The organism is Levilactobacillus yiduensis (genome assembly GCF_024718525.1).
GTDB lineage: Bacteria > Bacillota > Bacilli > Lactobacillales > Lactobacillaceae > Levilactobacillus > Levilactobacillus yiduensis.
The window spans coordinates 1-22503 of sequence record NZ_JAMXAZ010000035.1 but is presented as its reverse complement, the minus strand read 5'-3'; the positions used below and the strand labels follow the sequence as shown (position 1 = coordinate 22503).

20 protein-coding genes, 6 tRNA genes and 1 riboswitch are annotated in these 22503 nt (G+C 49.9%); of the genes, 9 read left to right on the top strand and 17 right to left on the bottom strand.

All coding sequences use genetic code 11. From position 1 onward, the window contains the following. Window positions 1-72: 72 nt before the first annotated feature. Complete coding sequence (locus NGM66_RS13350) at window positions 73-393, bottom strand: KxYKxGKxW signal peptide domain-containing protein (RefSeq protein ID WP_208909308.1); 321 nt, start codon at window positions 391-393, stop codon at window positions 73-75. A gap of 823 nt (window positions 394-1216) precedes the next feature. On the opposite strand from NGM66_RS13350, the gene NGM66_RS13345 reads away from it, so the two are divergent. Beyond that, window positions 1217-1696 (top strand): MarR family winged helix-turn-helix transcriptional regulator, encoded by a 480-nt coding sequence (locus tag NGM66_RS13345; protein WP_208909307.1) that lies wholly within the window; start codon window positions 1217-1219, stop codon window positions 1694-1696. Window positions 1697-1932: 236 nt separating this feature from the next. Here the strand turns inward: NGM66_RS13345 and NGM66_RS13340 are convergent, their stop codons facing one another. After that, window positions 1933-2613, bottom strand: a complete 681-nt coding sequence (locus tag NGM66_RS13340) for a CPBP family intramembrane glutamic endopeptidase (RefSeq protein ID WP_208909306.1) — start codon at window positions 2611-2613, stop codon at window positions 1933-1935. A gap of 1048 nt (window positions 2614-3661) precedes the next feature. Beyond that, window positions 3662-3868 (bottom strand): hypothetical protein, encoded by a 207-nt coding sequence (locus NGM66_RS13335; RefSeq protein ID WP_208909305.1) that lies wholly within the window; start codon window positions 3866-3868, stop codon window positions 3662-3664. Between the two features lie 151 nt (window positions 3869-4019). Between NGM66_RS13335 and NGM66_RS13330 the strand changes: the two genes are divergently transcribed. The 3 genes from NGM66_RS13330 to pgmB all read left to right on the top strand — a co-directional run bounded on the left by NGM66_RS13330 (window position 4020) and on the right by pgmB (window position 8806). Then, entirely contained in the window at window positions 4020-4979 is a 960-nt protein-coding gene (locus NGM66_RS13330) for a 2-hydroxyacid dehydrogenase family protein (RefSeq protein ID WP_208909304.1), read from the top strand. Window positions 4980-5407: 428 nt separating this feature from the next. Further along, the gene (locus NGM66_RS13325; RefSeq protein WP_208909303.1) at window positions 5408-8122 is read left to right on the top strand and encodes a glycoside hydrolase family 65 protein; all 2715 of its coding nucleotides are present in this window, start codon (window positions 5408-5410) and stop codon (window positions 8120-8122) included. A gap of 12 nt (window positions 8123-8134) precedes the next feature. After that, window positions 8135-8806 carry a beta-phosphoglucomutase gene (pgmB, locus tag NGM66_RS13320; RefSeq protein WP_208909302.1) on the top strand — a complete coding sequence of 224 codons (672 nt, stop codon included), beginning with the start codon at window positions 8135-8137 and terminating at the stop codon, window positions 8804-8806. Between the two features lie 794 nt (window positions 8807-9600). Here pgmB and NGM66_RS13315 read toward each other — a convergent pair. Further along, on the bottom strand, window positions 9601-10245 hold the full coding sequence (locus tag NGM66_RS13315; RefSeq protein ID WP_125577670.1) for a deoxynucleoside kinase: 645 nt from the start codon (window positions 10243-10245) through the stop codon (window positions 9601-9603). A gap of 154 nt (window positions 10246-10399) precedes the next feature. Here NGM66_RS13315 and NGM66_RS13310 point away from each other — a divergent pair, with 154 nt between their 5' ends. Further along, window positions 10400-11170 (top strand): Cof-type HAD-IIB family hydrolase, encoded by a 771-nt coding sequence (locus NGM66_RS13310; protein ID WP_208909301.1) that lies wholly within the window; start codon window positions 10400-10402, stop codon window positions 11168-11170. Between the two features lie 336 nt (window positions 11171-11506). Here the strand turns inward: NGM66_RS13310 and NGM66_RS13305 are convergent, their stop codons facing one another. The 3 genes from NGM66_RS13305 to metK all read right to left on the bottom strand — a co-directional run bounded on the left by NGM66_RS13305 (window position 11507) and on the right by metK (window position 14951). After that, window positions 11507-11830: a DUF960 domain-containing protein gene (locus NGM66_RS13305; protein ID WP_208909300.1), complete on the bottom strand. Its 324-nt coding sequence runs from the start codon at window positions 11828-11830 to the stop codon at window positions 11507-11509. Window positions 11831-11895: 65 nt separating this feature from the next. After that, a complete protein-coding gene (locus tag NGM66_RS13300) occupies window positions 11896-13377 on the bottom strand; it encodes a DHA2 family efflux MFS transporter permease subunit (protein WP_208909299.1) in 1482 nt (493 codons plus the stop codon). Between the two features lie 386 nt (window positions 13378-13763). Then, on the bottom strand, window positions 13764-14951 hold the full coding sequence (gene metK / locus NGM66_RS13295; protein WP_208909298.1) for a methionine adenosyltransferase: 1188 nt from the start codon (window positions 14949-14951) through the stop codon (window positions 13764-13766). Further along, window positions 14949-15068, bottom strand: a riboswitch (SMK box riboswitch). (Overlaps the previous gene by 3 nt.) A 133-nt stretch (window positions 15069-15201) precedes the next feature. Here metK and NGM66_RS13290 point away from each other — a divergent pair. Together NGM66_RS13290 and NGM66_RS13285 are read left to right on the top strand one after the other, a co-directional pair. Continuing rightward, window positions 15202-15909, top strand: coding sequence for a hypothetical protein (locus NGM66_RS13290; protein ID WP_208909297.1), 708 nt, complete (start codon window positions 15202-15204; stop codon window positions 15907-15909). 124 nt (window positions 15910-16033) lie between these two features. Continuing rightward, entirely contained in the window at window positions 16034-16378 is a 345-nt protein-coding gene (locus tag NGM66_RS13285; RefSeq protein WP_208909296.1) for a hypothetical protein, read from the top strand. A 172-nt stretch (window positions 16379-16550) separates the two neighbouring features. Here the strand turns inward: NGM66_RS13285 and NGM66_RS13280 are convergent, their stop codons facing one another. After that, complete coding sequence (locus tag NGM66_RS13280; RefSeq protein ID WP_245155229.1) at window positions 16551-17141, bottom strand: hypothetical protein; 591 nt, start codon at window positions 17139-17141, stop codon at window positions 16551-16553. A 317-nt stretch (window positions 17142-17458) separates the two neighbouring features. Here NGM66_RS13280 and NGM66_RS13275 point away from each other — a divergent pair, with 317 nt between their 5' ends. Together NGM66_RS13275 and NGM66_RS13270 are read left to right on the top strand one after the other, a co-directional pair. Then, window positions 17459-17779 (top strand): heavy metal-binding domain-containing protein, encoded by a 321-nt coding sequence (locus NGM66_RS13275; protein ID WP_208909295.1) that lies wholly within the window; start codon window positions 17459-17461, stop codon window positions 17777-17779. A 390-nt stretch (window positions 17780-18169) separates the two neighbouring features. Next, the gene (locus tag NGM66_RS13270) at window positions 18170-18739 is read left to right on the top strand and encodes a matrixin family metalloprotease (protein WP_208909294.1); all 570 of its coding nucleotides are present in this window, start codon (window positions 18170-18172) and stop codon (window positions 18737-18739) included. A gap of 89 nt (window positions 18740-18828) precedes the next feature. Here the strand turns inward: NGM66_RS13270 and NGM66_RS13265 are convergent, their stop codons facing one another. From NGM66_RS13265 to NGM66_RS13225, 9 genes are all read right to left on the bottom strand, one after another. Beyond that, the gene (locus NGM66_RS13265) at window positions 18829-20208 is read right to left on the bottom strand and encodes a DHA2 family efflux MFS transporter permease subunit (protein WP_208909293.1); all 1380 of its coding nucleotides are present in this window, start codon (window positions 20206-20208) and stop codon (window positions 18829-18831) included. 137 nt (window positions 20209-20345) lie between these two features. Next, entirely contained in the window at window positions 20346-20642 is a 297-nt protein-coding gene (locus NGM66_RS13260) for an ArsR/SmtB family transcription factor (RefSeq protein WP_373418492.1), read from the bottom strand. Window positions 20643-20741: 99 nt separating this feature from the next. After that, complete coding sequence (locus NGM66_RS13255) at window positions 20742-21674, bottom strand: C40 family peptidase (protein ID WP_208909291.1); 933 nt, start codon at window positions 21672-21674, stop codon at window positions 20742-20744. Window positions 21675-21924: 250 nt separating this feature from the next. Further along, window positions 21925-22009, bottom strand: a tRNA-Leu gene (locus tag NGM66_RS13250). A 39-nt stretch (window positions 22010-22048) separates the two neighbouring features. Continuing rightward, window positions 22049-22119, bottom strand: a tRNA-Cys gene (locus NGM66_RS13245). Between the two features lie 58 nt (window positions 22120-22177). Then, window positions 22178-22250: transfer RNA gene (locus tag NGM66_RS13240), tRNA-His, on the bottom strand. A 14-nt stretch (window positions 22251-22264) separates the two neighbouring features. Then, window positions 22265-22335 (bottom strand) — tRNA-Trp (locus NGM66_RS13235). 7 nt (window positions 22336-22342) lie between these two features. Further along, a tRNA-Tyr gene (locus NGM66_RS13230) sits at window positions 22343-22425 on the bottom strand. Window positions 22426-22429: 4 nt separating this feature from the next. Beyond that, window positions 22430-22502 (bottom strand) — tRNA-Phe (locus NGM66_RS13225). Window position 22503 lies beyond the last annotated feature (1 nt).

Sequence of the window (22503 nt, the reverse complement as noted above, 5' to 3'; positions counted from 1 at the left end):
GAAGCATCATTTATTTAAGTTAGATACATATTATATGTACGAAGGCATTTCGTTTACACAAGATTCTTGACGCTACCCGTTATCTTCGCTGACGTCTGGATTGTCATCCTGAATCACATCATTACTTTGACTGTCGGTAGCCGTCTTGGTAGCCTCCTGGTCACCCAAACCAACGCTGCTATCGTCCTTAACTGGAACAGTCGCCGGGTCAGCGACAACCGTCGTAGCTGGTTCTTCACCAGCCGGCTCTGTATCGGCTTGCGCGGACATCCCCGTACCGCCGATGAGTCCCAGACCGACCGTTGCGACCGTGATACAAGCGTAGAGCCAATGTTTGCCTGCCTTGTATGCTTTGTAGTGTTCTTTGGCTTCAACTAAGCTTCGCGTTCTCATGATTTGTTTCCTCCTCGTTGGCGACGGCTGAACCTGTCGCAATCCTTCCCTAGTAAGGTTACACCCCAAACTATCACTACCACGCTTTTGGTCTGCAACGACCGTTTAAAGATTTCCCACCGGATTTTTCGGCCCTAATCAGGCATCCTCACAGTTTATTAGATGTGGATAAATCTCTCTACACCTTTATTGTACCTAATCCCACGTAAATAGCAAGCTAAACTATGCATGTTCAAAACCAGTTTGCCCCATTTTCATTACTGACATAAACTAAGAGTTATATTCAATCAAACTATCGCCTGATAATTGTTTCACATTGTGATTCATTAAAGTGTTTTCCATCGTGTCCTCATGCGATTCTAATGGATGATTTCACTAATTTTACTTTCCTTTTACAAATCTTCTGCTATACTTAGATGCATATCGTTAACTAACTAAGTCATTTTGTTTTTCATTGACAAAACGGGTCATTTCTACTAATCCGTTACATCAATTAGGGGTAATTGCACCCACCGTGAACGGTTTTATTCGAATTTTCTTCGGATCTGCCAATAACTAAGCAATTGTCACATACCCCCAACAAACCAATTATCCATTTAGAAATTTTCAAAAGCAAAAACTTATTTTATCAATAATTGTTGAAGTTAGCTGTCGATATGCTATATAATTATTTAAACGTTACGTTAACGCATTTTTGGAGTCATCGTACACTTATTCCGGCAAGTCAGCTCTCACAAGCGATTTAATCCGGGAGTTTTTACTTGCAAGCAGCAATTTAATTGTATACAATACTCTGGAAAGTAATTGAAAGGAGGCCTGTGCCATGCCGAAAGTTACACCGATTCTTTTAGATGAGCAGCTCTGCTTCTCCATCTATTCTGCCAGCAAAAAATTTAACCATTTCTACCAAAGCGCCTTGGCACCCTTTGGTTTGACTTATCCTCAATATATTGCGATGTTGGTGCTATGGGAAGACGCGCCACTGACCGTCCATCAACTAGGTGAACGCCTGGAACTCGATAGTGGGACTTTGACCCCACTGTTGAAGCGTCTGGAGAAGCAAGGCTGGGTCGAGCGTGTTCGTAGCCGGACCGACGAACGCCAAGTTTTGATTCACTTGACTGAAATGGCGACCACCAAGCGTGATGAAGTTTACACGCGGATTGGCCAATGCCAAACGTTGTTGGGCATGTCCAATGATGAAATCGACGATATGATGCACGAGCTCGTGACCGTCAAGAGCCAGCTCGACATCGTCAGCGATCAACGTAAGATTGCTAAAGAAGTCGACAAGGAACTCTAATCGATAACGCCACAAAGCGCCCTGACTGTTTTCGCAGCCCGGGCGCTTTTTCGAGAGTGGGACAAAAGGCGGTTAGCTGGCGAGCATTAAGACTGATAAGCGAATAATCCCGGGTTTGGATTGTTTGCTTATCAGTTTTAAGCGGAACCAGCTGCCTTTTGGTCCAGGTTTCAACACCAGATATTCGGAGACACAAAGGGCCTGAGACTTTTGTCCCAGACCCGCTTTTTCGTATACTAATGCAGTGTGAGCAACATAGCCCCGACCGCAATCAAATTGTTGAATCCATGGAGAAAAATCGTGCTCTGTAGCTTGCCCGTCCGCTTATACACGTAGGCGAACGTCCCGCCCATCATGGCGTAGATCAGCCAGCTCACGGGATTGGTGCTCATGTGCACGATAGAAAAGGCCACGCCACTGACCACGATTGGTAGCCAAAACATGTTCGCCGGGAAGCAGCCGTCTACCAGAATCCCCCGAAACGTGATCTCTTCAATCACGGGGCTGGCTAAGACGGCGGTCAGGCTCAACATGACCATGGTCAAGGTCCCCTGTCCCATAAAGGACGAGATGGCCTGGTTATTGGCTGTGCTGGTCTGATGATAGAGCAGGTTATTGACGATGCCCAGGATCATTTCGACCAGGATCACGAAGCCGTACGCCTTGACCATCAGCCACCAATCTTTCCCTGTCAGCCGTTGCCACTTCACCGGATGAGCTTGCCGGTAGACCCACAACCCCAAGGCGATGGTGGCCGCAAAACCAGCTAGGTAGATGACTGCCCAAACGAACCGCTGACCTACCGTTCCGTGGCCAAGAAATAACAAAGGTAGTTGCACGATATTTAAAATAATGACTAGTAGGATCAACCAAAGCCACGCCATGGTACTGCCGAATTGCCGCTTTTTTGCTGACAAAAAATCATCCTCTCACTTTTGTTGATTCGCCTAACTAACTGCCATTTCCACGGGCAAGTACCACGAAACGTGGTGTCTCACCCTGTCCGGATTAATCCGTTTAACGAAAAATTTATATTTTAATGGCAATTTTCTAAGGAATGCGGTAATATATGGTTGCGGGTAAGTTTTAGGACTTGTCCCGTGAGGCTTCTGTCCTCATTCAACAGACTGATTTCATTTTACTCCCCCAAAGTAGATGAAATTTTTTACAACATAATCCCCCAATTATGTTGTAACCTTACTCTTTGGCCATTGCGACTTATCGTAATGGTCTTTTTTTGTGCGTTCGGGACAAAGTGACCTTGCTTATTGGGGCTCTTCGAACTTATATGGCTGAAACCTGAGCCAACAGGCAGCTGGTTCCGCTTAAACTGATAATACTCAGCTGACAAGGATTGTAAACGTGAATTTAGTTCACGCCACCACCTGCGGCTGTCAGAGGTTCCGGTAGCTATGGGGAACGCCAGCGGCCTGCGGAACGGTCCGCCAAGCTTGACGAACCCCGTCAATCTCCAAACACGTCCCACGGTGTAAGCTGAGAAAAAACGCTCAGCTAACACCGTTGTCACAGCAACCTCCACCTCTGACTGCCTCCGGTTACGTCAGTGACAACCATAAAGTTGGCAGGAACATCGCTGAAAAGGTGATATACATCTACATTAACGGGTAATCTACTGTGTAGCCGTGAGTGAGCTAAATTTGGACTCAGCCGTGGGAGTTTTCAAGTGGTCTGCTTGGAAACTGGCGTCTTCGAGACGTGATTTCCGGCTCGAAGCGAGGTTGAAGACCGCTCTTTGGCTTCGACCGGTCCTTCCCACAGCGTCACGGTCCAAATTTGGCGAACGGTAAGGCGACCAGCACGGACTACATGGCGTTCAAAGACTAATTTTGTCCCCGTAGACCTCGGCGTCACTATGAATTTAGCTGTTTTCAATCTTGCAACCTTTTGTTATTGGCTTACCAGCCTTAATGCTCGCCAGCTAAGCGCCTGTTGTCCCACTCTTTTTTAGTCGTCATCCTCATCAAACGACGATGTCCGTGGCCAGAGGAACCAGAATAACAGGAGATTGACGACCGTGGCCAGAACGAAGCCGACGACGCCAATCAGCACCTCCAGCCACGCGGCGATTGTCAGGGTGAGCATCAGCCAGATAGTCCCGCCGACCAAGCCAGCCGTGAGGACAACAATGAGGAAACCTGTGACTACTTTCACGGTTGTTAACCCCTTTCCATCAGCCTTATGGTTCACAGCTTACCACGTTTGCCAGATTTTTTCGAAAGTTTTTTCAGTGAAGGATGCTTTCCATGGTGAAAACGATTACAATAGACTTGTGAAATGAAATTTTACTGAAGGAGTGACACTCATGACCAGTGTTTTAGTAACTGCACCTATTCCCCAGTCAGCCCTAGACATTTTGAACCAAGCCGGGCTCGATGTTGACAGTTATTCAGGTAGCGGATTAATCACAAAGGACGAGTTGTTGAAGCGAATTGTCGGCAAGGATTACCTCATTACGCCACTGTCTACGCAAGTGGATAAAGACGTGATCGACGCCGACCCTCAGTTAAAGATTATTGCCAATTACGGCGCCGGTTTCAATAACATTGACGCCGCATACGCCCGCTCCAAGAACATCCCCGTCACCAACACGCCGAAGGTCTCCACGACCTCGACCGCTGAAGTGACGACCGGCTTGATGATCACCTTGGCCCATCGGATGGTCGAAGGTGACAAGTTGATGCGGACCAAGGGCTTTGACGGCTGGTCCCCACTCTTCTTCTTGGGCCACGAACTCGCCGGGAAGATTTTGGGAATCGTCGGTATGGGCCAAATCGGCCAAGCCGTTGCTAAGCGGATGGCTGCTTTTGACATGAAGATTCTCTACACCCAACGTCACCCACTAGACGCCGCCACTGAGGCTAGCCTCAACGCGACCTACGCCACGTTGGATGAAGTCATCGACAACAGTGACGTCTTGACGTTGCATTGTCCACTGAACGACCAGACCCATCACCTGTTGGGTGCGCCCGAGTTCAAACGGATGAAGAAGTCCGCTTACCTCATCAACGCCGCTCGTGGACCCGTGATCGACGAAGCTGCCTTGCTGCAAGCCCTACGCGACGGTGAACTGGCCGGCGCTGCTCTGGACGTTTACGAAGCAGAACCTAACGTAGACGACGGATTCAAGGCCTTAGACAACGTTATCTTGACGCCACACGTCGGTAACGCCACGGTGGAAGCTCGTGATGCTATGGCCGCTATCGTTGCCAAGAACGCGGTCAGAGTCGATAAGGGTGAAGATCCACTGTACGTGGTCAACTAGCTTAAATATGTATGCTGCAAAGAGCCTGGAAAATTCCGGGCTCTTTTTCTTATGAGCGTAGAACCAGCTGCCTTTTGGCCCAGGTTTCAGCAATGTAAGGACGGAGATACCAAAGACTTTGGATATTTTGCCCCAAACATTTCCTATGGCCGTAATTGTCAGTGAGCTCTAATCATCCATCCAGATACGCGTGTCCGGCTCAGCAAGGGAGACAAGCGCACCATCATCCCAGACATGAGTCAGTTCTCACCGTCACAAGCAAGAACGTCCAAAAGCTGCAACCGATTGCAATTGCGCCATTTCGGCGTTCACGATAATTATTATTTTGACCATTCTGAACGGAAATAATTGCTTATTGCGACCAGTTAGCCTAAGATTAAACGTGAAAGAATACGCTATCATTTAGCAGAAAGGATGACGAATCAGCTTTGAAAATCATTACATTACACGTTTTAGATGATTCTTTGGAAGTCAGCTACCACCCGACAGATCAGTCTGGCGAGCGGCAATTTATTATTGCATACAATTCGGAACAGACGATTGGCGAAAACCTTGAGAATCTCCGGCTGAAATTAGCGGGGCTCGACGTGGATGCCGCCGTGGTCGATAACGCCTTGAGCTACCCCTTCTCCGATACGGTCGTGGGCATCAATCACCAACGAATCGATATCGGCCTGGCCATCACCAACATGCTAAACATTCCGGTCGTCAGCAAGCAGGCCATTGCCAATCAGGGCCTAGAAGCCGCCTTACAGGCCAAACGCGACTACTTAACATGGCACCTGGACTATTATGGTCAGTACCAAGGCAAGCGCAATTACGGCCAGGAAGCCATGCTCACGGTGGGCAACGGATTCTTTGGTGTGCGGGGCGCTTATACGGAAGCCCACGCGGACGCGGACAACTACCCCGGCATGTATACGGCGGGATTATATGACCAGTTGACCACCAATCTCAACGGTCGCCAAGTCACCAACGAAGACCTGGTCAACCTACCGAACGCCCAAGCCCTGTCCTTTGGCGTCGATCACCAGAATCCCTTTCAAATTAAGGCCGCTGATATCCAAGACATCTACCGGAGCCTGGACCTTCACACCGGGACGCTGACCACGACCATGCTGGTTCAGCTATCGACCGGTCACACGTTGCAGATCAAGACCAGCAAGCTGGCCAACTTCAAGGACTGGCACCGCCTGGCGATTCGCTACAGCATCACGCCCATCAACTTTGCGGGCAGCCTACAGGTCTATTCGACCATCGACGGTAGCGTCGTCAACGGCAACGTGGCGCGCTACAACGCCTTTGACCAACGGCACCTCCGGATCACCGGCACCAGCCAACAACCCGATAGCATCTTTTTGGAAGCGCAAACGCGTTCATCCCACGTCGATATGGCCATCGGTGCGCATTTGACCGGTCCTGGTGAATCCCTGAACGCGCCTAGCGATACCCGGCCCAACGCGGAACAACAAGTCCGGCAAATGCGCTCGGTCGAAGTTCAACCACAACACACCTATACCTTTGAAAAAAATGTGGTCCTCTTCACCAGTCGCGAAACAACTGGCAATCTCCTGAAAGCAGCCACCGCTGAGCTCAAGCAAGCCTCCTTTGAAGACACTCTGACCAGCAGCACCAACTACTGGCAAAGCCGTTGGGCGGACGCCGATATCCAAATCAGCGGCGATATCACGTCGCAAAAACTGACTCGGGTCAACCTGTATCACCTCTTCTCGGCGGTCCAGGCGATTCGTTCGGGTCAGATCGACGCTTCGATCAACGCCCGGGGACTGGACGGTGAAGCTTACCGGGGACACGTGTTCTGGGATGAAATGTTTGATTTGCCCGTCTTCGCGCTCCACGACCCGAAGCTGACCCGGCAGCTTTTGCTTTATCGCTACCGGCGTTTGCCCGCAGCCAAGAAGAACGCCCAAGCGGCTGGCTATGCCGGGGCCATGTTCCCGTGGCAATCCGGTGAACACGGCGATGAACAGTCACAGGTCACCCACCTGAATCCGTTGACCAACACCTGGGACCCCGACTACTCGTCCCTCCAACGCCACGTTTCCTTGGCCATTGCCTACAACGTCATCCTGTATACCCGCATCACCGGCGATACCGATTTCATGGCAAAGTACGGTTTGGAAATGCTACAGGAGATCGGCCAATTCTGGCTCAGCAAGACCACATTGAACAACGCCACTCACCGTTACACGATTGACAAGGTCATGGGCCCGGACGAGTTCCACGAGAATTATCCCAACGCTGATACGACGGGCCTGGCCAACAATGCTTACACCAATCTGATGGTCACCTGGCTGTTCAACCAGCTCAAGCAGATTCGGCAAACGTTGCCGCCTAAAACCTTGCAGGCAGTCGATCACAAGACACAGGTGACTGACGATACGCTTAAGCAATTTGCCGCTGTCAGTCATCACCTCAAGCTCGACATCAGTCCAGACGGCATCATCGGCCAATTCGAGGGCTACTTCAAGCTGCCGCAACTGGACTTCACCAAGTATCGGCAAAAGTATGGGGACATTTCGCGGATGGACCGCATCCTAAAGGCGGAAGGCAAAACGCCCGACGCCTACCAAGTGGCTAAACAAGCCGACGCGCTCATGGCCTTTTACAATCTGGATGCGTCCCAGGTCTTGGGGCTACTCAAACAGTTGGGCTATGACCTGCCCCGCCGCGCTTTACTGCAAAATCTGCAGTACTACCTGGACCGCACGACCCATGGCTCCACGCTGTCACGCATCGTTTATGCCGCGCTGACCGCCATGGCTGGCAACATGGACCAATCCTGGAAGCTCTTCTCCCAGGCGTTGTTCTCTGACTACTACGATATCCAGGGTGGTACCACAGCCGAAGGCATTCACCTGGGCGTCATGGGCGCCGTCACCTTGATGTCGACGCGTTACTACGCCGGAGTCGACGCCTTGGCAGAACAGTTGACGGTCAATCCGCATTTGCCACAAGCCTGGGATGCCGTTAAATTCAGCCACCTGCTACGCGGGACGCGCTACACCTTTGCCATCGATCACCATCGTGTGACCGTCACGGCAGACCACACCGCAACACTTAAAATTGGGCAACAAACTGTTTCACTAAAACCTAACGTTCCACAAACTATCACTTATTAAGGAGTGCTTTACATGACTAAGTTTGCTGATATTAAAGGATTTGTTTTTGACCTCGACGGTGTCATCACCGACACCTCCATTTTGCACGGGACCGCTTGGCACCAACTCGCCGATTCTTTGGGCGTAGCTTGGAGCGACGAACTGGCCAACGGCTTGAAGGGCATTAGCCGGATGGACTCGTTGGAAATGATCCTCAAGGCTGGCGGCAAGGAAAACGACTACACCCCAGCCGAAAAGGAACAACTGGCCACCCAAAAAAACACGAACTACGTGGCCGAAGTCGATAAGATGACGCCCGCTAACATTTTACCTGGTATGAAGGCCTTCTTGGATGACCTGCGTGCCAAGGGGTATCAATTGTCACTGGCGTCCGCCTCCAAGAACGCGCCACGGGTTCTGGGCAAATTACAGCTGGCCGACTACTTTCCCAAGATCGTTGACCCCGCTAGCCTGACCCACGGCAAGCCGGATCCAGAAATCTACACCAAGGGCGCGGAACTCTTGAACCTCCCTGCTGACCAATGCATTGGGGTCGAGGATGCCGCCGCTGGTGTCGCCGCTATCAATGCCGCTGGCGAAGTCTCCCTGGGCATTGGTGACGCCACAGAATTGGGCGCCGCTGACATGGTCTTCGCGGACACAGCAGAAGTCACGTTGGCCAACATCGCTAAGAAACTGGGTTAAATCTGTTTGAGCACGTGGCTTCCGATACTGGAGGCGGCGTGCTCTTTTGGTTTCGATTGACGGTTGACTAATATTCTAACCACTTAGATTTGCGAAACCAGAATGCCTCCGTCAGCCAACAGTTCCGCCTGCTCTGGGGAACACCTCCAGACTGAGGAGCGGTCTTCCGGTTCGCTTGAAAGCCTGGCAAAAACCACCAGTCTCTCAAGTCGTCCCGCCCAGTAACCTGGCCAGAAACGCCAGCTAACTGGGACGACACAGCTGGCTGCACTGCTGGTTGACTCCGGCGGGATGGTGTTTCTCGGTAACTGTATGTTAACCTCCAAGCCAGTGAAAAAAGTAGCTAACACTAGGAGTTAAATTAGTTGTCCATTGGTAATCACCTTGTAGCCGGAGTTCGTCAAATATGGGTTCAGCCGTGGGAGTTACCTTAGCAGCGCTATTTGCTGGTTAGGTAACTGGCGTCTTTGAGACGCGACCTTCGGCTCAAAGACGAGGTGTCGAAACCGGACTTTGGCTCGACCCGTCCGCCCACCGCGTTCCGACCCATATTTGGCGGACGGTAGGCGGCCAGTGCGCACCACGTAACTGCACACAACTAGTTTTATCGCGCTGAATGATATTAATTCTAGTCGACCTTCATTCTTCAATCCGCAATCTTTGGCCCCTATACACTTACTAACGAAATCCAGCCGCCGTTTGTCACCCCCGACCCCCTTTCTTTAGTATTCCTTAACGATTTCGTCCCATAAAAAAACCACCAACCGATTAAACCGGTGGTGGCTTCAACGTGCTTATTTAACTGGCGTGCGGATGTCCTTTAAGGCATCGTCGATTTGGGCCAGTACCAATTCTGTGTTGCCGGGAACATCCAGGTCGTACTTTTGCAAGTCGATCTTGATCTTAGGGCTCACGTCATAGTCTGCGAACCAGCCTTGGTAGGCTGTCCACATCTTCTTGTAGTATGATTCCAATTCAGGATTATCATCGAATTGTTCGTAGTCACGGCCCCGCTTCTTGATCCGGTGGAGGATCGTGTCGAAGTCAGCGTCAGCGTAAACCAACAAATCGGGGGCCTTCTTTGGCAATTCATTCAGTTCATTCATCATGTTGTCCAGCAGGTTGAGGTAAACTTCCAGCTCAGTGTCCGTAATGTTGCCTTCTGCGTTGTTTTCCCGCGTGAAGAGCGCGTCTTCATAGATTGAACGGTCCAGGACATTGTTGTCGTCCGCAAGGGCCCGTTTGATCATGCTAAACCGCTTGTTCAGGAAGTAAATTTGTAGCAAGAACCCATATTGCTTTGGGTCCCGGTAGTAAAGTGGTAACACTGGGTTATCACCAACCGGTTCAAAAAATGCTTGAGTTTCCAAGTGTGACGCAATCTTTCCAGTAAGGGTCGTTTTACCGACACCGATCATTCCAGCTGTAATTATCACCATGATAGCCCCTCTTTAATTAAAAATACAAGATATAGTGTAACATAAAAATGGCAACTACTACATTTGCTTGGCAAAAAAAATTTCCGCCATTTCGTCAACTTTGGTTCTTGCTGTATAATAGAACCGCAACACGTCAACATTTAGGAGGTTAAATATGTATCAAGCAATCGTCTTTTTTGATTTGGATAGCACCTTGTTTGACGACCACAAGAACGTCTTGCCAGCCAGCATCGCTGCCATTCACGAAATGCAACAACATCATATTTTACCAGTTATTGCGACAGGAAGAAACATTTTTGAGATTCAATATGTTTTAGACGCCACTGGCATTGATTCTGTCGTCGGTGCCAACGGAAGTTACGTGCAGTTTGAAGGCAAACGCCTCACCGCTTCCATCATTGATCAGCCAACGTTAGCGGCCATCACGGCCTTCGCCAACGCTCACCATGATCCACTGGCCTACTACAATCGTGCAGGCTTCCGGCTCAGTCAGGCCAACGCCGACACGACCGAAAACTTTCAGCTGTTGCGGCTGAACCCCGTGGTCGATCCTGATTGGTACCAACATCAAGAGATTAACTTCATCAACGTCTTCAACCGCGATAAAGATCAATTATACCACGATCAATTTGCTGGCCAATTAGACCTGGTCCGCAACAACCCACGCTGCTTAGACACCATGGTCCACGGCGTCAGCAAGCAGTCCGGCATTCAAGCTCTACTGGATAAGGCTGGTCTTCAAGGCGTGAAAACGTACGCGTTTGGCGACGGCTACAATGACCTGCAAATGTTTGATGAGGTCGACGTACCGATTTCTATGGGCAACGGGGTGCCGGAAGCCAAGGCTAAAGCCGCTTACGTCACCACTTCTAATACGACTGACGGCATCGTCCACGGGCTCCGTCACTTTGGTTTGATTCAGTAGTCCTGACGATTTTTGTGTGGACTGGCCGCCTTACCGTTCGCCGAATATGGGCCGGAACGCTGTGGGCGGACGGTAAGGCGGCCAGTACGGACTACATGACGTTCAAAGACTAATTTTATCCCTGTAAACCCTGGTGTCACCATAAGTTTAGCTACTTTTAAACTTGCAACCTTTAGCAGAACACTTGCAGCCGGCTCGCCGAATTTTAGACAGCACCTGTTATCAGATTTGCGTCGACCGTTTAAATTTACTAAACAACTCTCAGACAAAACAAAAAATGGTGATTGCGACAGCGGACATCCCCCGTCACAATCACCATTTTCATTGCGTCAATTTTTACCGGTCATTCGTTTCAGATGGCAGCAGGATAATCTGACTGTCACCATCGTCGTAAGCCAACACCGTTTCTGGCAGCTCTGGCGTGTAGCCAAAGTCCGTGTCGAATCCCGCCCGCAACGTCATTTGCTTGTCATCCGACTGGACGTATTCAAAGGTCGTATTGCCTTGGTGGTTGTGTAGCTTAAACGTCAACAGATTATCTAATGGAAACAACCCTTGGAGGTCGTGATCAATAATCTGCCAGATTGCGTCAATCATATTATCCGGCAAGGCCGCAACCGTGCCATAACTTGCGTACCGTGCGTGATTACTTTCAAACATCTTATCGCCTCCACTTTTGGTTGTTTAGCATTATTATACCGTAACTTAACTTAAAACGGGACTAATTACCCCTGGTGCCCCGCAACCTGTTCTGTATCCTTGCGATCAAAAAAGTTCACTAAGAATGAGATGACAATCAGCAGTGCCCCGCCAATGAAGATGACGTGGAGCCCTTGATATAGGATACCATGTAGGGTCGGTAACAAGTGCGCCGGCAATTCTTTAGCCGTCTGCGGGTTAATTAACTTATTCATCATTGCCATGCTGGTGCCGGGATGACTGGCAACGCCCCGGGCCATTTCCAGGTTCATGATAATCCCAAAGATGGAGACCATGATAGTTTGCCCCAGCGTCCGCGACAACGTGTTAAATGAGGTAGCGACCCCCACTTCGTCCACGGCCACCTTGCTTTGAACGGTCACGGTCGTGGTAGTGATGGTGATCCCAAAACCGGTCCCACAGATGGCAGCGATAATGAAGAAGCACCAGAACGGCGTGCTAGCCGGAATCACAGCCATCGTGACGGCCCCGACTAAGACCAGCGCCAACGCCAAATTCACGATACTGTAAGGTGAGCGGTTCAACAGGAGCTTCCCCGCAATAAACGACCCCACGATCCACATCAACGAGCTTGGCGTGATGGCAAACCCAGCTTGTGACGCCATTAAGCCTAAGAGGCCCTGTGTCCAAGTGGGTAAATAAACTTCAAAGCCCATGATGAAGCCACTTAACAATGCGGCAATCAGGTTTTGAATCACAAAGGTGCGGTTACTGAAGAGCGACATCGGAATCAACGGGTCGGCCGTTCGTTTTTCTTGACGAATAAACAGCCCAAAGGCCACGATGGCCACGGCAAATCCGGCCACGACCCACAAGACGTTGATCTGACCTTCCCCTAGCAGCTGGAACGTCAGCATCATTGCCAACAACCCCACTGATAACCAGAAGCAACCAAACCAATCCATGGTGAAAGCCTTACGCTCGGTTGACTCATTTAAGAAGAACCAAATCAGGGCGATGGTAATGATCCCAATAGGAATGTTAATAAAGAAGATCCAATGCCAACTCAATTGGTCGACGATGAACCCACCCAGTAACGGTGCGACCACCGCCGCAATTCCCCAGGCAGAGCCATTGAGACCCATGACCCGGGCCCGTTGCTCAACGGGATAGATGTCGGCTAAGATCGTAAAGGACACGGGCATGATGGCGCCGGCCCCAATTCCTTGCAGGGCCCGCCAAGCGATCAGCGTTTCCATGCTATGCGACATGCCGGACAGCGTGGACCCCAACACGAAGATGAACAGGCCCACCAAGAAGACTGATTTCCGACCAACGGTGTCCGCCAACTTCCCGTAGATGGGGGTCGCTAGCGCACTGGTCAGTAAGAAAATAGAGAAGACCCAGTTCATGAGGGCCACCCCGTGCAGATCACCGACAATGGTCGGCATGGCCGTCGAGACGATGGTCCCCTCAACGGCTGACATAAACGTGGCAACAAAGACAGCAATAGTGACCAAACCAACGTTAGTTTGTTTCTTAGACATAATTTCCTCCTCACGTTGGCCCCACCACACAACGAATCTACGTAGCCAATTGCTGCTACTGCCCAATTTCTGTTTTTCAGTAATAAACCAATTATCACGGCTAACCGTCAAAAAAACAAGTCGTTAGCTTAAATTTTTTCTTTGAACCTCTGATTGCGCCAGTAAATTTCAGCTAAATCGTCGTGCACCTTGGCACTACAAAACGACTTGGTTCGAGCTGACCACCTGCCGTTCACCAAATATGGGGCGGAACGCGGTGGCCGGCGGCAGTTGGGTTTCACTAGTTTTAGTGATTAGCACGCAGGATTAATGGGTTAATCAACCTTCTGCCGATAAGCAAAAGGCCGAAACGATTGCTCGCCCCGACCTCCCATGTGTTCGTTTAATTATTTCACAGCTGCTTTTAAGGCGTCGACCTTATCCAGATGTTCCCAAGGTAAGTCGATGTCGGTCCGGCCAAAGTGACCGTATGCGGCGGTCTGCTTGTAAATTGGCCGCTTCAAGTCAAGCATTTGGATGATACCTGCTGGCCGCAAGTCAAACAATTGCCGAACGGCAGCGTTCAATTTGCTTTCAGCCACGGTACCAGTGCCAAACGTGTTAATGTAGACGGAAACAGGTTCCGCTACCCCAATGGCGTAGGCAATCTGCACTTCACACTTGGTAGCGAGTTCGGCCGCCACAATGTTCTTGGCAATGTACCGGGCGGCGTAACTGGCAGAACGGTCCACCTTGGTAGCGTCCTTCCCGGAGAAGGCCCCACCACCATGGTGAGCAGCACCACCGTACGTGTCGACGATGATCTTCCGACCGGTCAACCCGGCATCCCCTTGTGGTCCACCAATCACAAAGCGGCCCGTGGGGTTAATGAAGTATTTCGTTTGATCGTCCAACAGGTCAGCTGGAATTACTGGCTTGATGACTTGTTCGATCACGTCTTGGCGAATTTGATCCAACGTCACGTCAGGATCGTGTTGGGTACTCAGCACAACCGTGTCCACCCGGACTGGGCGTTCGTTGTCGTCGTACTCAACTGTGACTTCAGCCTTGGCATCGGGCCGTAAGTAATCGATCACGTCCGCCTTCCGCAGCTTAGCAATTCGCCGCATCAACGCGTGGCTCAATTCGATTGGCAATGGCATTAATTCGGGCGTCTCATTGACGGCATAGCCGAACATGAGGCCTTGGTCCCCGGCACCAATCTTGTCGAGTGGATCTTCATCCCCTTCACGCGTCTCCAAAGAGTCATCGACCCCTTGCGCGATATCAGGTGATTGTTCGTCGATCGCCACGAGGACGGCACAGTTGTCGCCATCAAAGCCGTATTGCCCATCCGTGTAGCCGATTTCCTTAATAGTTTCGCGAACCACTTTTTGGATGTCGACGTAGGCCTTGGTCGAAATTTCACCAAAGACCAGGACAAGCCCCGTCGTGACGGACGTTTCGCAGGCAACCCGGGAATCGGGATCTTGTTCCAGCATCGCATCTAAGATAGCGTCACTGATCTGATCGGCGATTTTGTCGGGATGGCCCTCAGAAACGGATTCTGAAGTAAATAAATGTCTTTCTTGCAATGGATATTCCCCCTAGATATAGTAGACGGCGAGTTGACCGATAATCTCAACGCCATTCGGTTACAAGGCAGCTTCACAAGACGCGTGAATCCTATCGGGAATTGACTCATAACTCAAGAATTTTAACACAAATCCGGCCGACTTAAAAGGAAGCGCCGGTAAATTTCTCAAAGAACCGTTGACCCACAGCCAAATAATTACTAAGATAAAAGGCAACACTATAATTAATCAGTCGAAACGGAGCGATTCCATGACCACTCTCATGGCCTTCTTCAAAAACCGAACGGTCCAGCAACTGTTCATCTTTGTCTTCTGTCAAAACTTTCTGTGGTGGCTGGCCGGCACGACCGCCGCGACCGGCACACCCCTGGCGACCGACGTCAAATTCTTCCTCGCCATCTACGGTATCTTTCTGGCGGCCGGCACCTTCTTGATTTTGAAACGCCATTTTCAATCGACCATCGGCCCCATCCTGGTCGTTGCATCCGCCACTATGGGCTTTCTGGCGGCACCTGATGACCATTTAGTCCAGGTGTTTGCCCTACTGCTATGTATCTTCCTAGTGCTCGCCTGCGTGCCTCAGCTGGGCCTTCAGTCCGTTTATGGGCTAGTGGTCTTCAGCGTGTTAGCCGGCTGCGGTGTGCCCGTAATCTTGTTTTTCTTACGTAACCATTACCTCGCCTTACAATTCGTGACACCCTTAGTTCCCCTGATGACTAGTTACTTGGCCTTTTTTGAGCCCTACTATTTGACGGCCGAACGGGACTGGCGGTTAACCTTAATCACGCCAATTATTTGTGTTCTTTCCTTATTTAGTTTGCCATTTACCTGGCACACGATCGTCATTGTCCTCTTGCTGGCGGCTCACTGGTGGTTGCAGCAACGACTCAATCAACGCTACCGGCTAACGTTCTCCGGCATTTGCCAGTTTCTGGTAGGCGTTCTCATTCTCTATTAACCATTAAGCAGACCAATTATCTATTGAGAGATTTTAAAGTTTCGCTAAACCCAGGGGCCACGACTACCGTTTTCCCACTAAACCGTGCTAAAATGGGGCATCATCTAGTAATGGAGGAACCTGCATGACCGAAATCAAAGTGATTGGCGACATCCTCAGTGGTAAATTTCAACCCACGCTCACCGGTAATCGCGTCGTGGATGCTGCTTTGCTCGCTCACTTTTGTCAAAACTTGGCGACTGCGCTGCACTTACCCACAACGCAGGTCCACGCTGAACATCATTGGGACCTCACGGTAGCGCCCAACGCGCTCTACCTGATCGATGACCAAATTCTCGGCAGCAATCAGCACCTGCGTAGCCGCCCCAACGTAATTGCGGTGGCGCACAAAGATTTGTTACGCGGCCAAATCACGACGACTAAGCGTTTGCTCGCAGACAAATTAGCCCTGAATTCCACAATGAACTGAGATTGACCAATCAGCTGTTGATTGGTCAATTTTTGTGCGCCAAATCCAGCCGCCTACCGTTCAATATGGGTCGCGGGTGATGGGTAAAGACTAATTTAATGGTCGTTGTCGGCTAAGTATTGTGTTGTACACGCAAAAAGGAGCTGTCACCATTGGCCACAGCCCCCACCGTTTACGTGAACTCTTTGATTTTCAAAATGGTCCCCTGTATTCCCGGTAACCGCTCCTCCAATTCACACTGGAGTTGCATCAAGCCATCCGTCAGCGGAACTTCCTTGCCCGCCACAAAGAACTGCGACTTTTCCCAATACAAGTGTCGCCCGCGCACCTCAAACTTCCGCCGTAAGCGAAAGTTCAGCGTCTCATACACCAGCGTTTCAACTGCCGTCCCCGTGTGCAAGTCGTCACGCAATGCTGCGGCCAAGTCTTGATCCGAAAAGCTGTACTTACGGTGAGAGCCCCGGTCCCACAGTTCCAGCCGGTAGGTCAACCCCACGGTATTTTGCAGGAAGTGGCCGACCAACTCGAAGAAGTTCATGCGAAAATGCGCCAGGTCCCCAACGTCCAAATAGAAGTGACGTCGCTGTTGGTAATGGTCTAAAGGCGCCTGCAAGGCATCCTCGATTCGCCGCGTCACTAACTGGTAGGCCTGGCGCAGCTCCAAAAACTGATCAATCAATTGCCGATCTTCTTCTGAAATGGGTGTGTATAACGCCTCTTCAACGCTCAAGATCCGCTTGATTTCATGTGGTGCAAGTGTCATTAATTCTCCTCCTTTAGACTAGTCAGCACTAGTACTGATTTCAAATTAACACACTTCATTCCTAATTAACAGACCTTATTATTAATACAGATACAATCATGAACACCTGTTGCCAACTTATTTTGCATAGATTTTGCTAAAAATATCCGAAGCACGTCTAATCTTGTGTATATACATCCGCAAACAAGCGATAAATGCAGTCGCTTCGCAATTAATTTTCTAATAATGCGTCTTCAAAAAATATTTATTCGCCGACTTGACTTGCCTTCTCCCACCCGCTTGGGTATATTTAAGACAACTATAGAGGAGGAATTCACATGGCAGATATTTTAGTTACCACGACGGAACACATTCCTGGGCACGAGTACGAGGTCATCGGTGAAGTCTTTGGGTTAACCACGCAATCAAAAAATGTCCTCCGTAATATTGGCGCTTCCCTGAAGAACGTGGTGGGCGGTGAGATCAAGGACTACACTAAGATGTTAGATGAAGCCCGTAACGTCGCCGTCGACCGGCTACGCGTCAATGCCAGCAATATGGGTGCCGACGCCGTGGTCATGATGCGGTTTGACTCCGGATCGATTGGTACCGACATGCAATCCGTGGCCGCCTACGGCACTGCAGTGAAATATTTGTGATTTACGGCGGGTTTAACGGTTTTACTCGCTGAAATGTTCGTTACACTTGACTGATTTCGCTTAATTATCTCATGGTCCTTACGCCCTAGTCGTTTTTGACGATTTGGGTGGCGGGACTTTTTTTATTTGGCAAAATCTTTAACCAACCCGCAAATCGCTTACATCCAAAAGTGGCCACAAATGCCAATGTGTAACCATCTAGTACCACACAATCCTGTTTATGGGATAAAGTTTGTCCACTTTACAATTATTGTCCCGTCGAAACTATCCATCCCCATAGAAGTGTCCGTCCAACTCTTTTAGTTCTCGCTTTATACTAACCATAGTCAATAAGATAGTAAGCAATTAAAAAGCGAATCATTCGGAATTAAAAGAAAGCGGGTATTCAAAATGTTCAAACAAATTATTAAATGGACCGTCTTAGTTATCGCAACTCTGGTCATCACCTTAGCAACCTTCAGCTCCACCATCTTCGCCGCCGCTACCGGCAAACCAACACCTTCCTGGGGTGCTTGGGATCAAACCACAATTACATACAAGACCAACACGGGCTCCAGCTACTACAAGAGCATTTGGAAGAACGCCGTTAAGCGTTGGAACAAAGTCGGTGTTGTTCAATTAAAGGCTGCCAAGAGCGGCGAAAAGGCTGACATCACGTTGACTTCTTCCGCTTCCCTCAGCACCAAGAGCGGCAAGTTAGCCGGTTACACCAACTACTCTTACTTAAACAAGGGCAACGACAACGAAATCGTTTCTGCAAAGTCCACCTTGAACCGCAGCTTATTAACCAAGTACGGTTACACCAAGAACCAACGGACTAACGTTGCTACCCACGAAATTGGCCATGCCTTAGGCTTAAGCCATTCTTCTAGCAAGTCCAGCGTGATGTATGCTTCCGATCGTTACGCCTCCATCGACCACCAAGACAAGGTCGGTTTGGCAGACGCCTACAACGATTAATCACTATCAAACATTGACGAATACCTGCAAAAACCCTAGCCGCCAGTCCAGCTAGGGTTTTTATTTGTCATTTTTTCGGTAGTGAGGCGTTAATTTTGAAAGTCTGTGGTCTCTTCGGTTGTGAGAGTCTTGCTAAGATGTAAGCGTCTCGACCAAACAATTCCTACTAAGGACATGCTGGCGGCACCTAGCATGGTCGCCTGGAACCCATTCGTAAATGTGCTTCCATGAAACTGGTAAAAAATCATCACAGCCACCGTCGTGCCCACCGCACCGCCCAAGAGACGAAAAACATTGTATACCCCCGAGGCCTTACCAATCATCATGCTTGGCACAGCACCCAGAACGGACTTTTGCAGCGCCGGCCCGGCCATCGACAGTCCAATGCCTGCCAACATTAGTGGAACAATTAACCACGAATAAGATTGTCTAACCAGTAGCGCAATCAGCAGATAGCCAAGACCTTGTAAGCCCAAGCCAATGGTGGCGACCCATCGCTCACCAAATCGATCCACAGCTCGACCGGCAAACGGTGCCACGACAACTAGTGTTCCAGTCCAAGGTAGTAATTCTAGGCCAGCAGTCAAAGCATTGGCCTGTTGACTGACTTGCAGGTATTGCGGTAGAAAAAAGACCACACCATACATAGAACCGTAGAGACCGGCAGTGGCGAGATTTCCGCCAACAAAGGTTTTATTTCGAAAAAGAGCTAAGGGTACCATCGGCATGGTCTCCTGAGACTGCCGGCGAATGAACCATCCACCCGCGACTAAACTCATGCCACCCACCATCAGAGCTAACATACCACCACTGCCGTTAACTGCAGAGAGGGCCCAAACAATGCCGGCCATGGCAATAATGATCAGGCCATTATCAACCAAATTAATCGGCGCGTTCTGACCGTAGCTTTCTGGCAGATGTCGCCTAGATAAAAGTATGGCCAGCCCACCTACCGGAACGTTAATCCAAAAGATCCACTGCCAGGCTAGTTGCGCCACAATCAATCCCCCCAGTGAGGGACCCACAATCAATGCGAGTCCGCCGATACCACCCCAAATACCCAGGGCTCGTCCCCGTTGACTAGCCGGCAAAGAATTCGTGAGAATTGACATGGACATCGGCGTCATGACCGATGCGCCAATCCCCTCAATAATCCTGGCAATGATTAACCAACTAATATTCGGTGCCAAAGCACATAGAATTGATCCCAAAGTAAAGACTAAGATTCCCCAGTTGTAAATTTTCCGTCGGCCCAGACGTTCACCTAGGGTCACACCAATCAACAAGACCGCTGCAATAGTAATATTGTAAGCGTTCAATGCCCACTGGAGGCTCCTCACCGATATTTGAAATTGCGTCCGAATAGCTGTTGAAGCCGTAGTGACAATCATGGTATCCATCATTGCCATAAAAAAGCCAAGTGACGTCAGCAACAGTACCCATTTTGAGCGACCCACATTTTCACTCATTTCCCAATCTCCTTACGCCATAAGATAGTTCAAATATTTTTGAACTATCTAAACATATCATGATGCTTACACCCTGGCAAGGCCCAAATTAAAAAGGGAGAAGCCCAGCAGCGGCTTCTCCCAATTGGTCTAGTTCGTTATAAGTTTTGCCAGAAATGAGTTAAATAGTGGTCAAAGGTCGAGCGGTCTAAAGTTACATATTTTTCACGTGCCACCTTATGAGCGGTAATTAATCCGGCCTCCTGCAAAATTTTAAAGTGATAGGACCCCGAGGTCTTGCTGATCTGCATCGCCTGACCGATCTCACCACAAGCCACTTCATGGTCAAGTTGGCTTAAGTAGCGGACAATTTCAAAACGAATCGGATCGGCGAGGGCCTTGAACACGGCAATATTGTCTTTGTTTGTCATTTCTTGTTTTGTCATATCACTCATCCTACCAGAGTTAATTTATTTCGCAAGCCCCACTTGCTCAAGACTCAGAATTTTCTACGTGTGCGCTGGAGGCTAGCAACTCACCTCCACCAAATATCGTTATTTCATATGAATCGCAAATTGTGGGTGTCGGTTAGCAATTTTAGAAATATGGACCGACTTCCCAGCTTCTTCAATCAGCTTGCCATGACCGATAGCCATTGCCACGTGGTAGGTGTACTTCTGCCCAGCAATCTGCCAGAAGAGTAAGTCCCCGGCTTTGGCCTTCCGAACGGCCACGTGCTTCCCTAACTTCTGTTGAACGCCAGTCATACCGCCAATATCGCGGTGTTCCACGTCCAAATAGACCTGATCGACGAATGAGGCACAGTCTAGGCCACCGAAGGCATCCCGGCCGGCATACTTGTAGGGCACGCCAAGGTACCGCTTTGCATCCGCAATCAATCGGTTCACGCGCTTCCCCTTTGTCGGGACGGCTCGCTTAAATTGGCGATTGTGCTTAGCACTAGTTGCCTTGCCATTTAGATTGATCTGACCGTTCTTCAGGTGAACCGTCAGCAGGCTCTTTTGATACTTGATCAATAGATTCCCCCGCTTAGAAAAGTGCAGCTTCACCGGTCGACTTCCCGCTTTAATAGTCGTCCCGTGTCCCCGACCAAATTGGTGATAGGCAACCAGGTAGTTGCCATACACGGTTCGGTCATTGTAGGCGTACAACTGGCCATTGCGAAGCTGACGCACGTTGATCCAATGGCTGGCATAGGTCGTGAAGTGATCCTGCTGCGGTTTGGCGTAAAACATCACGCTCACGTTACGGATACGCCCCGCCTTATTCTGGGTGATATACACGGATTTATAGCGGCTAATTCGCCGATCAAACGTCCGTGTCGCGTCTAAACGCTCATGCTTGGCCAAGTACCCCTCACGAGCAAACATGCTGTTATAGCTCGCCTGAGCGGCCACTCCCGTCAGCTGCCACCCGAGTAAGATAGCCGCTAACCCAAACAGTATTTGCCAATCCCGTTTTTTCATTTATGTATGAACCTCCCAATCCTGCAACATATTTAATACAAGATTAAGTATAGGCCCAAATACAGGTGGAAACAATCTGAAAATACCCTGGATACTCCCCACCACGGTTCTTCCTCAGCGATGGTAACCGGCGAGTCCTACCCATTGATACTGGTTACCCAAGCGTCGATGTCACTGACCTGGTCTCATTTTCCCAACAAAACAAAAAAGCCATCGCCTATTGCAATGACTCCCGAGATGAAACATCTGATACCGGAGGTGGGGTTCGAACCCACACGACCTCAACGGTCACTGGATTTTGAGTCCAGCGCGTCTGCCAGTTCCGCCACTCCGGCAAAAAAATTCATAAAACTTGATTGGATACACCCAGTCAAAGGTGGTAATCGGATTCGAACCGACGATGAAGGTTTTGCAGACCTCTGCCTTACCACTTGGCTATACCACCATAATCGCCTATCCAATCTGACTGGACCAGCTGAATAAATCAAGATGCCCCAATCTAGGGCGGTATGTGGGAATCGAACCCACGCGTGCCGGAACCACAATCCGGTGTGTTAACCCCTTCACCAATACCGCCATCACATTACAAACAGGGATAGTAGGAGTTGAACCCACATCGACGGTTTTGGAGACCGTTGTTCTACCATTGAACTATATCCCTATAATGATGGTGGGGAGTGGATTCGAACCACCGAACCCGAAGGAGCGGATTTACAGTCCGCCGCGTTTAGCCAGACTTCGCTACCCCACCATAATGGCGCGGGACGGAATCGAACCGCCGACACATGGAGCTTCAATCCATTGCTCTACCGACTGAGCTACCGAGCCA

What these genes read in the sequence shown, in the direction of transcription:
- NGM66_RS13260 (WP_373418492.1), bottom strand. Translation starts at nt 20,642, where the DNA reads ATGAGTGATATGACAAAACAAGAAATGACAAACAAAGACAATATTGCC.
- NGM66_RS13270 (WP_208909294.1), top strand. Translation starts at nt 18,170, where the DNA reads ATGTTCAAACAAATTATTAAATGGACCGTCTTAGTTATCGCAACTCTG.
- NGM66_RS13310 (WP_208909301.1), top strand. Translation starts at nt 10,400, where the DNA reads ATGTATCAAGCAATCGTCTTTTTTGATTTGGATAGCACCTTGTTTGAC.
- NGM66_RS13265 (WP_208909293.1), bottom strand. Translation starts at nt 20,208, where the DNA reads ATGAGTGAAAATGTGGGTCGCTCAAAATGGGTACTGTTGCTGACGTCA.
- NGM66_RS13275 (WP_208909295.1), top strand. Translation starts at nt 17,459, where the DNA reads ATGGCAGATATTTTAGTTACCACGACGGAACACATTCCTGGGCACGAG.
- pgmB (WP_208909302.1), top strand. Translation starts at nt 8,135, where the DNA reads ATGACTAAGTTTGCTGATATTAAAGGATTTGTTTTTGACCTCGACGGT.
- NGM66_RS13315 (WP_125577670.1), bottom strand. Translation starts at nt 10,245, where the DNA reads ATGGTGATAATTACAGCTGGAATGATCGGTGTCGGTAAAACGACCCTT.
- NGM66_RS13280 (WP_245155229.1), bottom strand. Translation starts at nt 17,141, where the DNA reads ATGACACTTGCACCACATGAAATCAAGCGGATCTTGAGCGTTGAAGAG.
- NGM66_RS13255 (WP_208909291.1), bottom strand. Translation starts at nt 21,674, where the DNA reads ATGAAAAAACGGGATTGGCAAATACTGTTTGGGTTAGCGGCTATCTTA.
- NGM66_RS13300 (WP_208909299.1), bottom strand. Translation starts at nt 13,377, where the DNA reads ATGTCTAAGAAACAAACTAACGTTGGTTTGGTCACTATTGCTGTCTTT.
- NGM66_RS13285 (WP_208909296.1), top strand. Translation starts at nt 16,034, where the DNA reads ATGACCGAAATCAAAGTGATTGGCGACATCCTCAGTGGTAAATTTCAA.
- NGM66_RS13350 (WP_208909308.1), bottom strand. Translation starts at nt 393, where the DNA reads ATGAGAACGCGAAGCTTAGTTGAAGCCAAAGAACACTACAAAGCATAC.
- NGM66_RS13290 (WP_208909297.1), top strand. Translation starts at nt 15,202, where the DNA reads ATGACCACTCTCATGGCCTTCTTCAAAAACCGAACGGTCCAGCAACTG.
- NGM66_RS13330 (WP_208909304.1), top strand. Translation starts at nt 4,020, where the DNA reads ATGACCAGTGTTTTAGTAACTGCACCTATTCCCCAGTCAGCCCTAGAC.
- NGM66_RS13305 (WP_208909300.1), bottom strand. Translation starts at nt 11,830, where the DNA reads ATGTTTGAAAGTAATCACGCACGGTACGCAAGTTATGGCACGGTTGCG.
- NGM66_RS13345 (WP_208909307.1), top strand. Translation starts at nt 1,217, where the DNA reads ATGCCGAAAGTTACACCGATTCTTTTAGATGAGCAGCTCTGCTTCTCC.